At 37.8% G+C, this 12,769-nt stretch carries 11 protein-coding genes and 2 pseudogenes; 11 read left to right on the top strand and 2 right to left on the bottom strand.

Translation table 11 applies throughout. The features are described 5' to 3' along the window. Positions 1-110 precede the first annotated feature (110 nt). Both L1611_RS07320 and L1611_RS07315 read left to right on the top strand, forming a co-directional pair. On the top strand, positions 111-854 hold the full coding sequence (locus L1611_RS07320) for a GNAT family N-acetyltransferase (protein ID WP_236312437.1): 744 nt from the start codon (positions 111-113) through the stop codon (positions 852-854). Positions 855-1,003: 149 nt separating this feature from the next. After that, positions 1,004-1,129, top strand: a pseudogene (locus L1611_RS07315) (class I SAM-dependent methyltransferase); the annotation flags it as partial. Between the two features lie 163 nt (positions 1,130-1,292). Here L1611_RS07315 and L1611_RS07310 read toward each other — a convergent pair. Continuing rightward, the gene (locus L1611_RS07310) at positions 1,293-2,249 is read right to left on the bottom strand and encodes a helix-turn-helix transcriptional regulator (RefSeq protein WP_236312436.1); all 957 of its coding nucleotides are present in this window, start codon (positions 2,247-2,249) and stop codon (positions 1,293-1,295) included. 117 nt (positions 2,250-2,366) lie between these two features. Between L1611_RS07310 and L1611_RS07305 the strand changes: the two are divergent. The 5 genes and pseudogenes from L1611_RS07305 to L1611_RS07280 form a co-directional block, all read left to right on the top strand. Next, a pseudogene (locus tag L1611_RS07305) lies at positions 2,367-2,453 on the top strand (transcriptional regulator); the annotation flags it as partial. An 89-nt stretch (positions 2,454-2,542) separates the two neighbouring features. Further along, positions 2,543-2,965, top strand: coding sequence for a DoxX family protein (locus tag L1611_RS07300; RefSeq protein WP_236312435.1), 423 nt, complete (start codon positions 2,543-2,545; stop codon positions 2,963-2,965). A 67-nt stretch (positions 2,966-3,032) separates the two neighbouring features. Next, positions 3,033-3,497, top strand: coding sequence for a phage tail protein (locus tag L1611_RS07295; protein ID WP_236312434.1), 465 nt, complete (start codon positions 3,033-3,035; stop codon positions 3,495-3,497). A 441-nt stretch (positions 3,498-3,938) separates the two neighbouring features. Continuing rightward, positions 3,939-4,484: a hypothetical protein gene (locus tag L1611_RS07285; RefSeq protein WP_236312433.1), complete on the top strand. Its 546-nt coding sequence runs from the start codon at positions 3,939-3,941 to the stop codon at positions 4,482-4,484. Between the two features lie 77 nt (positions 4,485-4,561). Next, complete coding sequence (locus L1611_RS07280) at positions 4,562-5,323, top strand: serine hydrolase (protein ID WP_236312432.1); 762 nt, start codon at positions 4,562-4,564, stop codon at positions 5,321-5,323. 164 nt (positions 5,324-5,487) lie between these two features. Here the strand turns inward: L1611_RS07280 and L1611_RS07275 are convergent, their stop codons facing one another. After that, positions 5,488-6,354, bottom strand: a complete 867-nt coding sequence (locus L1611_RS07275) for a LysR family transcriptional regulator (RefSeq protein ID WP_236312431.1) — start codon at positions 6,352-6,354, stop codon at positions 5,488-5,490. 296 nt (positions 6,355-6,650) lie between these two features. Between L1611_RS07275 and L1611_RS07270 the strand changes: the two genes are divergently transcribed. From L1611_RS07270 to L1611_RS07255, 4 genes are all read left to right on the top strand, one after another. Beyond that, positions 6,651-8,129 carry an alanine/glycine:cation symporter family protein gene (locus L1611_RS07270; RefSeq protein ID WP_236312430.1) on the top strand — a complete coding sequence of 493 codons (1,479 nt, stop codon included), beginning with the start codon at positions 6,651-6,653 and terminating at the stop codon, positions 8,127-8,129. Positions 8,130-8,352: 223 nt separating this feature from the next. Continuing rightward, positions 8,353-9,798 carry a CoA-acylating methylmalonate-semialdehyde dehydrogenase gene (locus tag L1611_RS07265; RefSeq protein ID WP_236312429.1) on the top strand — a complete coding sequence of 482 codons (1,446 nt, stop codon included), beginning with the start codon at positions 8,353-8,355 and terminating at the stop codon, positions 9,796-9,798. A gap of 22 nt (positions 9,799-9,820) precedes the next feature. Then, the gene (locus L1611_RS07260; protein WP_236312428.1) at positions 9,821-11,164 is read left to right on the top strand and encodes an aspartate aminotransferase family protein; all 1,344 of its coding nucleotides are present in this window, start codon (positions 9,821-9,823) and stop codon (positions 11,162-11,164) included. A gap of 81 nt (positions 11,165-11,245) precedes the next feature. Continuing rightward, entirely contained in the window at positions 11,246-12,766 is a 1,521-nt protein-coding gene (locus L1611_RS07255; protein WP_236312427.1) for an aldehyde dehydrogenase family protein, read from the top strand. The last annotated feature ends 3 nt before the right edge of the window (positions 12,767-12,769 follow it).

Here is a 12,769-nt window from a genome sequence, read left to right as displayed (position 1 = left end):
TAATCCGAAGTAGGATTAGCCTTCGAACTTTACTGCCGAAAAAGGAAAGTTAAATGTTCAAATAGAAGTGAACATATTTATCAGATATCTTACTGGAAGGAGGGTGAAAATTGTTTCGAACATTAGGAACTAAAATTCTTGATGGAGCCCCAAACTACTTTGTTATAGAAAATATCGGGCAGGTATCCTCTATAAACCACTTTGAAAATCTTTTACAGGAGATGAGCGAATATGTCACAAAGAAAGGTATCCCATCTGTAACGGTCGTTTTAAACGAAAAAGAAGCATTGAACAAGAATTATATTGATTTACTGGGGGATTACGATTTTTGGCAGCACGAGACGCAATATTTTTATAAAAGAGATCTAAATTCTTTAAAGGAATCCATACAAGTAAGATCCATCGAAATCAAATCTATTGAGAATACAACCACTGACTTATTTAAAAAGATCTGGCAAGAAGTCATGACCGAATCACTAAATGTCCCTTCGACCCTATCCATTGAAAAGGAATTTGAGGGTATGAAATCCGAACTAGGCAATGATTATACAAAAAGTTGTCTGGTCGCTTATTATGACAATAACCCGATTGGGATCACTATGCCACACATCGAACAAGGGACATTTAATGAAGGCAGACTATTTTATTTTGGATTAGTTCCCAAGTATCGAGGTAAAAAATGGGGAACAACACTTCATGAACTTTCCCTGCAATTTCTCAAAAGCATGGGAGCTACCTACTACATCGGTGCAACTGGACATAGAAATATTCCAATGCAACGCATCTTTGAGGCTAACGGTTGTAGAATGTTCGAAAAGAAAATCATCTACAGGTTAAAAAGACAATCTACTTGAATTTATATAGGATCTAATAAGGCTGATTCACTGGTTTAAAAGTTAGAGGTTCCTATCCTGAAGCTAATATTCGGGGACAAGGGTTAGTCTTTATAAAAGGTAGGTGTAAAAGTGAGAAAGGTAGTAGTTTGTCCTTATGATGACATGCTATACCAGATGGATATTTTCCAGATGAAGAATATCAGAATACAGTTAAAATAGGTGGGCCAGGTCCAAAAGAGCATCCAGCTGCTAGTCATAAATTTGTACATAGTTATAAATCCTTATCAGAAATGGACTGTTTTACCCCTTTGGATAATTGTCTAGAGGGGTGTTTTCATTTACCATTTTCTTTATATCGGTCTGAGTAAAAATCACCAGCGAGTGCCGAGTAAATCATTAATCGCTTTGAAAAGTGCTTTGTGTTCAAGACCTCTAGCAAGTTTCTGTCCTCCAAAATCAGTATAAGCATAATCTCTCTTGTATCTCTTCTAAGACTTCGTCTGGCATTTCCCTGACCTTGATATCCCCACCTAGGAAAAGTAGCCAATTTGTTATGTCGGTCAATTCTTCGGGCTTATTGACATTGATAAAAGTCTTTAGAATAGCTGTGGTTTGGTAAGGATTCGTATAGGAAATTGAAACTTTTAAAGGATGGTATTTTTTGAACTGGGCAATCGCTTTTGGACCAAGTTCAAGGACAAGGTTGATTCCTTCTTCCTGCTTACTTAACTTTTCTAAGATCTTTTTCTTACTTAATCTTTTTTTCGTCGAATAAGGTTCGACATCGATGAGATGGTCGACAGGAAAAATCTGCTTCTTTTCTTCATTTAAGTCAAAGCCTTCAATCAGCCAAAGGCTTTTTTCACGATAAAGGTGCAAGAGATAAATTGGATAAGACTTTATTACCTTCTCTTCTTTGATAGTAATCAATAAATAGCTATCCGTAAGAAGGATTTGGATGAGCTTTTCTAACATGGGATGGGGGAGGTCTGTTAGATCAAGCAGGTCGGGATTATTTGGGTTGGTTCCTTCAAAAAGCAAGATTTGATTTAAAAGAACAAGGTCATCTTGCTGGTTTTCGGAGATAAGGCCTAATAATTTTTCAGCTAAAGACTGACGACTCTTAAGATAAGGGAGTTGTTGATTTCTCGTGGCCATAAAAGCAATAAAAAGAGCTTTGACTTCATTATCGGTAAATTGAACATCGGGCAGGACAGAGTTTTGCATGACAAAATAACCCCCATCCCTACCAACTTCTGCGACAAGTGGCATCCCCATGGACTCAATTTCTCTTATATCTCTAATAGCTGTCGAACGAGAGATGTTAAATTCTCGCATGATTTCAGAAATTGTAAAGTGGGCACGGTTGTTGATATAGCGCATGATGATATTAATCCGTTCAACTTTTTTCATCGAGACCCCCTAAACAGTATCATTTTTTGACATGATTTAAGGCTATGATATACCTATCAAGTGAAAAAGACAAATCATTTGAAAAAATCTAAAAAGAGGAAGGTTTTGAATATGGATGTTGGTGGGCCAAATGCAACGGTCGAGATGGGGCAGCGAAACGGCTTCATTTTTGGTGAGATGTGGATTCCTGTTGTTAGGAAATAAAAGGGTGGTGTCCGTTTAGGAGTTAATCATTTGGAAAGTTTGCAACCTTGAATAAGTTTTCACTTGAAACAATGATGAGGAGGAATCAAATGAGCAAGGTTATTGGTGCGGAAACAACCGCGAAGGTAGAAACCCAGCTCCAAGGAAAATTGATTGCATATTGGTCAGTTACATTACTACTCGCAGGAGCGATTACGTTAAGTGGTATCGGGCAACTGATGCTAATTGGGGGAAACATTGAGTTAGTGACGAATATTGGTTACCCATTATACATCACGACTATTCTCGGGACTTGGAAAATACTTGGAGTCATCGCTATCGTCGTGCCACGTTTTCCTCGACTTAAAGAATGGGCTCATGCTGGTCTCTTCTTTTTAATGACTGGTGCGGCTTTGTCTCATGCGTTTGCTGACGATTATGGTGATTACGGGTTTCATTTTATTCTTCCTCTTTCATATGCTGCACTCAATATCGCTTCATGGGCGCTGCGTCCGAAGAGCCGCAAACTATAAAGAGGGATGGACTTTTTGGTAAAATATGGATTCCTGTTGTTAGGAAAAATAAAAGGGAGGGATGGAAATGTCCTATATCGTTGATTTTAAAAATGTGTCTACAGCTGGTGTAGAGTCTTCACCTGTAGTAGAAGCGCTTGCTGGTTTACGTGCTAATGAAGCCCGCTACTTTATGAACAAATACAAGCATGAATTTACAGTTGTACCGGCTAGCGAAAGCCAGGAGACCCTTGATTATGTGAACCGAATTTTGAAAGAAGAACGTAATATTGAGTTTGCAGCCAAACCTTTAGAAACGTCGCGTTTTCAAGTGGAAAATATCAAATTTGCCTACGTTTTTTATGAGGATGGTCTAGGAGTCAACGTCATGTATACGGTTAATGACCCTAAAAAGCGAGCTGTTGGTTTTAAGCTTTCTGAGGGGATGGAGGTACCGAAGGAGTTAGAAGGGAAGTTTAAGTTTGCCAGGCAGAAGTCTAAACTAGCTGGAACAATTCGGGGCTCGTTTTTTGTAATTAAAGGAGAATATTAAAGTAACCAAAAGCGCAAGTGGAGGAATCCAGCCATTTAAGTTACATTTTCTCCTCCATAATAACTGCTAAAATATTTAGTGGTTTATTCAATTAATGAGCGCAATTCAAGAATATTGGATTACGCTCTTTGTTCCGTTAAGGACCAACTGAGGAACCGTGGGGGTTCGGCGTTTTTACGTTAGGGATCCGTTCGGGAAACTCGTCAATTTAACTCATCTATAAATGAATACGTTTATAGGCACATTTTAAGATCTTACGCAATCGGGAGAAGTATTAGAATTTGTTCATATTCCAGAAAAGGGGCATATCCAAAATAGGATAAGCCTCTTTTTGCGTAATTTTTATTGAGTAAGGTCCGTTACTTAGAAATAATTGGTATTATGGAAGAGGTAGTTAAACTGATTTAGTATATATTTTACAAAAGATTATTGGGGGTTAGAATGTTTATAAAGAATAAGAAATTCGTTGTCATTTTAGTTGCTGCTTTCTCGTTAGGAGTTATATTGCTTTATAGTTATTTGAATAGTTCATTTTATCTTAATGGTAATGATAAAGAATCTATAATTAAAACCATACATTCCATAGAAACGTATGAGGATTCTTCTATTGAAATAATAGAGATCAAAGACATAGGTAATCAAAGGATAGTTCCCTTTTTAGATAATGGAAGACCTGCTTTTATTCACTTTGTTAAAAATAAATATGGAAATTATAAGTGGAAGGGTGCTGAAAGAAGTGGAGGGTCTCTTTCTAATTTCTTAATTTACAATAGGAATAAAGAAGACGGTCATTTTAGTTTGTTATTCCTTGTAGTAACCACTAAAGAAAATGAAATAGCTAAAATGGAATTACGTGTTAATGAACATGTTTTTGTAGAAGAGTTTGATATTAATAAGAATTCTGCAACATGGATTGAGTTACCCTCGGATAAGGAAATGAGATACACATATAAATACTACGATAAGGACGGCAGCTTAATTGAATAAATTATGCAATTATTCCATATAAGTGGTCGATTGCAATATTGTAATCGCTAAGGATCGGAAATAGGAGGGGGATTAAGATGCAAGAGGTAATTGATAAATTAAAAGAAATTGAATGTGATGAGGTAGGGATGATCATTTATTCGACAAAAAAGGAGAATAAAATTTCAGTATACAATAGTGATATAACTGTACCCCTAGCTTCAGCAGCAAAGATAGCAGTTGGTTTCTGTATTGCTAAATGGGTTGAAGAGAAATTGTTTGGTTGGGATGACATCGTTGGTGACATTAGTTTTAATCCAGACGAAGATAGCAAGCTAATATATCCTCACTTTCAACATAGGAAAACACTTCCACTACGAGATGCAGTGGAAGTAATGATCGCCTGCCACGATAGTTTTGTAGCTAATCGTATAGTCCAGATGTGTGGTGGATGGAAAAGAGTAAATAAAACAATACAGTCTTATTTCACCGATATAAATATTTTACAAGATCCATTTGATACGGATAACAAAGGTAACTTGACTCAAATTTCCGAATTAATGATATTAATCTTCGAAGGTTACAAGAATAATCCTGAATTATGGACGCCTATTATGAATGGATTAGTTAGGCAGCAAGGTGATATAGAAGGTATACCCAATCATTATTTAAATCATATGACGGGTGGATTAGAAAACGTGATTGTGAATATTGGAATCCTTGGTGATTTTAATCAAAATCCTCTCGTATATGTGTTCGGAGCAAATCATTTACCTAATCGATATAACAACCAATTTGCTGACGAGATAATTAATGATGCTATAAAAATGCTCTATAAAAAGCACTTACATCACAAATAAGTTTATCTTGGATAAATATTCCCTTAACTTCTACAATTTGGGGTGATGTCCCTTTTTGTGTCTAACCCCTTGATATACGGGGGCTAAAATGATGCAAACCGCTTAATGAGCCAAAGTATCACTTAAGCTCATTAAAATAGGAATACTTTTGTGACTGAACACAATTAAATAGCTTGATATAAATCAGTAACAGTAGAGATAAAGATAGAAGTAGCTGGCGATATTTGTTCGTTCATACCTAACCCTATAATTCGATACGCTTCTTGCTCAAAATCAAGAAGGGTTATAGTAGAAGGAGCATTTTTCAAAACTAATTCCGGTCTAATGTTAATACCAATATTTGCTTGTACGAGGGAAAGGATAGATTGATCATCTGAAACTTCATATTTTACAGTGGGAACGATTTGATTTTTATTAAAAAAATCCTCGACTTCATTATCCCAACCCTTTTTAGGTTTGATCAAAGGATACTTTTCTATATCTCTTACTTTCATTATCTTTTGTTTCGAAAGAGGGTTTTCGTTTGATACAATACAATGAAGTTTATCTTTGATAAGTGGGATGAACTCGATGCTTTTGTTATCAGAATCTGTTGTGAAACAAATATCCAATTCCCCAGTGCTAACAGCTTTTTCAAGACTTTTATAATCATCTTCATATATTTCAACCGTAATCCCAGGATACTTTTCAGAGAATATATTTAATATTTTGGGAATCCATTGAGAAGTAACACTTGCAAATGATCCAACCTTGATCGTCCCTGTCTTCAATCCTTTCAATGTTTGAACTTCTTGTAATAAATTGTGATGTGTTTGCATGATTCTAAGTGTATATTCATATACCCTCTCTCCCTCATTCGTTAATTGGAGTCCGGTACGGTTCCTGATTAATAGAGGAATACCTAACTCTTCCTCAAAGCTTTTAAGGGCATGACTAACCCCTGACTGAGTCAAACCTAATTCAAGACCAGCTTTAGTAATATTTTTCAACTGAACAACCTTATTAAAAACCTCATACCTTTGAATACTCATATTCTACCCCTTACATGAGAATTATTAATATAAATCATTCCAAACTTTCATTTTACTAATATCAATTGTCTGATTATACTGAAAATAAGTCAAGTAAAAAATTTGTGAATATTTAAAATCATTCGAATCATCAAAGGTTAAGAGTAACAAAGAAGTAGGTAAACAAAGGGGGTTACATGAATCAAAAGGTGAATTAGGTATTTTGTAAACGCTTTCTGCTATCAGGTGAATACTATTATTTGCTAATGTTTTGAAAAATAGTTAAAACACTTTCAATTTTCGATAGGAGGATTTTGATGGAATCGATTATAAATTGGTTGAATGGAATCGTGTGGAGTTCCGCCCTGGTTTACCTTATTTTGGGGGTTGGGTTGTTTTATTCGATTGCTACTCGTTTTTTTCAATTTAGGCATTTTAAGGATATGATAAGGTTAACGTTTAAAGGGGATAGTTCAGCGGCTGGAGTATCTTCTTTCCAGGCCTTGAGCATGTCAGTTGGAAGCAGAGCAGGGATCGGAAACATCGCAGGTGTAGCTACAGCTATAACCTTTGGTGGTCCAGGTGCAATTTTTTGGATGTGGGTAATGGCCTTTTTGTCAGCTAGCACTTCATTTATTGAAACAACACTTGCACAAGTTTATAAAAGTAAACAGGACGGGGAATATAGAGGTGGTGCCCCTTATTACATTGGAAAAGGACTAAATGTAGAATGGTATGGTATTTTATTTGCTTTCATTACGATGATTTCGATGACCATTCTTGTACCTGGTATCCAAGTTAATACAATTGCCCTCTCTATGGAAAGTGCGTTTGGTTTTAATCCTATGGTTACTGGAGCCGTACTTGTTGTTTTACTTGGTGCTATTATTTTTGGAGGGGTTAAGAGAATCGCGACAACTGCACAAATAATAGTACCTTTTATGGCTATCGGATATTTTATTGTTTGTGCACTTGTTTTACTCACCAATATTTCACAATTACCTAACATATTAGCACTTATTTTTTCAAGTGCATTCAGCATGGACGCTACTTTTGGCGGATTAATTGGTTCGGCACTTGCCTGGGGGGTTCAGCGAGGAGCCTTTTCCAATGCAGCAGGCTTTGGTAGTGAAACGTTCGAATCTGGGGCTGCAGAGGTCTCACATCCTGCTAAACAGGGATTGGTACAAGCGTTATCCGTTTATATTGATACACTGATCATTTGTTCGGCGACAGGGTTTATGATTCTACTTACAGGGATGTATAATGTGGTATCTCCAAATGGTGGGACTATTATAAATAATATAGGTGACGCTGAACCGGGATCAATTAACGCGCAACTAGCAATTGAATCGGTCTGGCCAGGATTTGGTGCTCCATTTGTTGCCATTGCTATTTTGTTCTTTGCGTTTACTAGTATCATCACTTATTCATATAAAGCAGAAACAAGTCTTGCCTATATCAATCGTAATAGAAAAGTAAAACTGACTTGGCCGTTGAATCTACTTAAAATTGGCCTGCTGGTTTTTGTTTTCTATAGCAGCACGAATTCAGCGACAATTGCTTGGGAAATGGGAGATTTAGGGTTCGGTATCATGACCTGGTTAAATATAGCAGCGATCCTATTGTTAACGAAACCGGCATTGAAAGTATTAAAGGATTATGAAATGCAGAAAAAAGAAGGTAAAGATCCTGTATTTAATCCTACGAAGTTAGGCATAAAAGGTGCAGACTTTTGGGAAAAAGAATATGAAGAAAGTCCAGATGAAATAGTTGCGAAAAGAAAAACCATGTAGCTTGTTGAGTTAATATAAAAAGGTAAATGATGCTAAATAAAGTTTAAATAGGCAGACGTCCCATTGGGCGCTCTGTTTTTTTTTTTATGAAACTCTATGCCATGAGAAATATTAATATAAACCATTCCAAACTTTCATTTTACTAATGGTTACTGTCTGCTTATACTGACAATAAGTTAGATAAATATATGAATATTCTAAACATTGAGGGAGGCGTACTTTTATGACAGCTAACACAATTGATAATTTTATTTTAGGTAAATGGACAACACCTTCAGAACCCAAATATGACGAGGTGGTAAATCCTGCTACTGGTGAAGTGATTGCTAAGGTGGCTATTTCCAGTGAGTCAGATGTTCAACAAGCTGTGAAAGTTGCTAATGAATCGTACAAAACATGGAAAAAAGTTCCTGTCCCGAAAAGAGCTCGAATATTGTTTCAATATCAACAATTGTTAAACGAGCATAAAGAAGAACTTGCAGAACTTATCACAAAAGAAAATGGAAAAAATTACACAGAAGCGCTGGGAGAGGTGCAACGAGGGATTGAGTGTGTGGAATTTGCCGCTGGTGCACCTACACTTATGAAAGGGGAACAATTGCCTGATATTGCAGTCGGGATAGAATCAGGAATGTATCGCTATCCAATTGGAGTAGTTGGTGGGATTACACCTTTCAATTTCCCAATGATGGTCCCATGCTGGATGTTCCCTTTAGCTATAGCATGTGGAAATACCTTTGTGCTCAAGCCCTCGGAGAAAACCCCATTGCTTGCTACACGGCTTGCTGAATTATTTCAAGAAGCAGGGCTTCCAGATGGTGTATTAAATATTGTAAACGGGGCCCATGACGTTGTGAACGAATTACTGGAACATGAAGATATTCAAGCCATTTCGTTTGTAGGTTCACAACCAGTCGCAGAATATATTTATAAAACAGCCGCTGCGAATGGAAAGCGGGTTCAGGCACTAGCTGGGGCAAAAAACCATTCCATCGTGCTTCCAGATGCTGAGTTGGATGTAGCCGTTCCTAATATTATCAGTGCTGCTTTTGGATCGGCGGGACAACGTTGTATGGCGGCTTCAGTCGTTGTAGCTGTGGGAAATATTGCTGATGAACTCATTGCTAGATTAAAAACAGAAGCTGACAACATTGTCATCGGTGATGGTTCAAAAGAAAACGTTTTTCTCGGACCAGTCATTCGCAAGGAGCAACAAGAACGAACACTTTCCTATATTAAGGCCGGTGAAGAGGAGGGGGCCACGTTATTACGAGATGGTCGAGAAGATGAAGTTGATGAAGAAGGTTCATTTGCCGGCGCTACTATTTTTGATCACGTCGATACCTCAATGAAAATCTGGAAAGATGAAATATTTGCGCCGGTTCTTTCTATTGTTCGTGTTGATTCTTTAGACGAAGCGATCGAGTTCACCAATCAATCTGATTTTGCCAATGGCGCTTGCTTATTTACAGACAGTGCACACGCTGTGAGAAAATTCAGAGAAGAAATTGATGCGGGTATGTTAGGGATAAATCTCGGTGTACCAGCCCCTATGGCTTTCTTCCCTTTCTCCGGATATAAGAAATCTTTTTATGGGGATCTTCATGCCAATGGAACTGATGGAGTGGAATTTTACACAAGGAAAAAGATGTTAACGGCACGTTATTAATGAAGAGGCCAGGGGGGTATTTATGTATTCTACAAAGAAAACTGCCGATGAACTTCTAAGTAAAGATGCCAAATATGTTTGGCATGCAATGAAAGGATACGCGAATGAATCGACTTCGTTGATCGTAGATAGCGCAGAAGGCGCATGGATAAAAGATGTACACGGTAAAGAATATTTGGATGGGATGTCAGGACTGTGGTGTGTAAATATAGGATATGGCCGTGAAGAACTCGCACGTGCTGCTTATGATCAACTCACCAAGCTTTCTTACTTTCCGTTATCGCATGGTCATAACCCTTCTATTTTGCTAGCCGAAAAACTGAACGAATACTTGGATGATGATTATGTTTTCTTTTTTTCCAACAGTGGGTCCGAAGCCAATGAAACAGCATTTAAAATAGCAAGACAATATCACCACCAAAGAGGCGACGTAAACCGTTATAAGTTTATCTCCCGTTATAGAGCCTATCACGGAAATACGATGGGAGCACTTGCTGCTACTGGACAAGCGCAAAGAAAGTATAAATATGAACCTTTAGGATCTGGCTTTATACATGTAGCCCCTCCTGATTTATATCGTAATCCTGAAGATAGGGAGACGTTAGCCAGTGCAGAGGCAATAGATCAAGTCATGAAATGGGAATTAAGTGAAACGATCGCTGGAGTCATCATGGAACCCATTATTACTGGTGGTGGAGTGCTTATACCTCCAGAAAATTATATGAAACGAGTAAGAGAAATCTGTGAAAATCACGGTGCTCTCTTAATAGTTGATGAAGTCATATGCGGGTTTGGAAGAACGGGAGAAGCTTTTGGATTTATGAATTATGGGGTTAAACCTGATGTTATTACAATGGCAAAAGGTATTACTAGTGCTTATATGCCTTTAGCTGCTACAGCTGTAAAGCGTGAAATATTTGAAGAATTTGTAGGAAATAGCGACTATGACCGTTTTAGACATGTGAATACGTATGGTGGGAGTCCTGCTTCTTGTGCAGTAGCGTTGAAAAACCTGGAGATAATGGAAGAAGAGAATTTATTTGAACGTTCGAAGGAAATGGGAAAGCGCCTTTTAAACGATTTAGAAGATTTAAAAGCCCACCCTAACGTGGGGGATGTGCGCGGTAATGGTTTATTATTGGGAATTGAACTTGTAGAAGACAAACGTACAAAAGATCCTATCGAGTATTCAAAAATAGAAACCGTTATGAAAGCCTGCAAAAATAACGGCCTTCTTATAGGTAACAATAAGGACACTGTTGCCGGGCACAACAATATTATTCAGTTATGCCCCCCGTTAAGCATAACGGAACAGGATTATCAATTTATCGTAGAAACCTTATTAGAAAGCTTTCAATCTATTTAATTTATTATTTCCTATAAAAATTTGCTGCGCCTCTTCATAAGTGGTGCCAAATTTTATACTACTTGAGAAGGAGTGTGAGGTATGCAAACAACTATCCGAGGTTATGAAAGCGTTTTAAGAGACAAAAAAGATGTTCAGAAAATGTATATAAATGGTGAATGGATCGAGAGTTCTTCAAAAAAAACGAGGGAGATCTTCAACCCGGCAAATAATGAAGTTATTGCCACAGTCACACAAGCTGACTCCAGCGAAGTAGATTTTGCCGTTCAATCCGCTAAGGATGCTTTTTATAAGAATGGTTGGAATACCACATACGCACGAACAAGAGCGGATCTTCTATTAAAAGTAGCAGATAAATTAGAGGAAAGAAAAGAAGAGTTTGCCATGCTGGAAACATTAAACAATGGGAAGATATACGAGGATTCTATGGTAGATATAGAGGATGCTATTAACCAATTTCAGTATTATGCGGGTCTTGCGACCAAACCTCATGGTCAAACCTATGAGGTTCCAGATGAAATACAGGCAATGGTAGTACGTGAGCCTATGGGGGTTGCAGCTTTAATCGCTCCATGGAATTATCCGCTCGTAATGGCTACGCAAAAAATGTCGGCAGCTTTAGCAGCAGGATGTACTGTAGTTGTAAAACCAGATAAGCAGACCCCCCTTACTCTCATCAGGCTATTTGAAGTTATTGATGAAGTCGGTTTTCCAAAAGGGGTTGCCAATCTAGTTTTAGGAACTGGATCAGTAGTCGGTGACACTTTGGTGAATCATCCAGATGTAGATAAAGTTTCTTTTACTGGAAGTACGGATACTGGAAAGCACATTATGAAAAACGCAGCAGATACGGTGAAAAATATTAGTTTAGAACTTGGTGGCAAATCACCAAATATTGTTTTTGCCGATGCGGATTTTGATACTGCTGTTGATTATGCATTGCTGGGTATCTTTGCTGGTACGGGACAAATTTGTTCAGCTGGTTCTCGGTTGATTCTGGAAAGCAGTTTATATGAGCAATTTGTAGAGGAGCTTATCGCTAGGGCAAAGAAAATTAAAATTGGACCTGGTTGGGATGAAAATACAGAAATGGGTCCACTGATATCAAAAGATCACATGAACAGGGTGCTCGATTATATTCGAATCGGTAAAACTGAAGGTGCAGAACTTCTATGCGGGGGAAAGCAAGTATTAGACGGCGACCTGGCTCAAGGCAATTATGTTGAGCCGACTATCTTTTCAAACACTACGCCTGAAATGCGAATTGTTCAGGAAGAAATTTTCGGTCCTGTGCTCGTTATTCAAGCATTTGATACTGAAGAAGAAGCAATAGAATTAGCAAATGGTACTGACTACGGGCTTGCTGCGGCTGTTTTCACAAATGATGGCGCTAAAGCTCAGAGAGTGATTCGAAAGCTGCAAGCAGGAATAACCTGGATTAACACCTATCACCCTACGTTCAATGAAGCTCCTTGGAGTGGTTACAAACAAAGTGGTTTCGGGGGTGGAGACCTTGGAACCTACGGTTTTGAAGAATATTTGTATAAGAAGCAAGTTAACACAGCATTGGAAGTCAAACCCTCCGGTTTTTTTAAAGGGTGATAG

The sequence above is a fragment of the Pseudalkalibacillus salsuginis genome, assembly GCF_021646685.1.
GTDB lineage: Bacteria > Bacillota > Bacilli > Bacillales > Fictibacillaceae > Pseudalkalibacillus > Pseudalkalibacillus salsuginis.
Note: the sequence above shows the minus strand (reverse complement) of the source record. Positions and strands in the feature narration are given on the sequence as shown.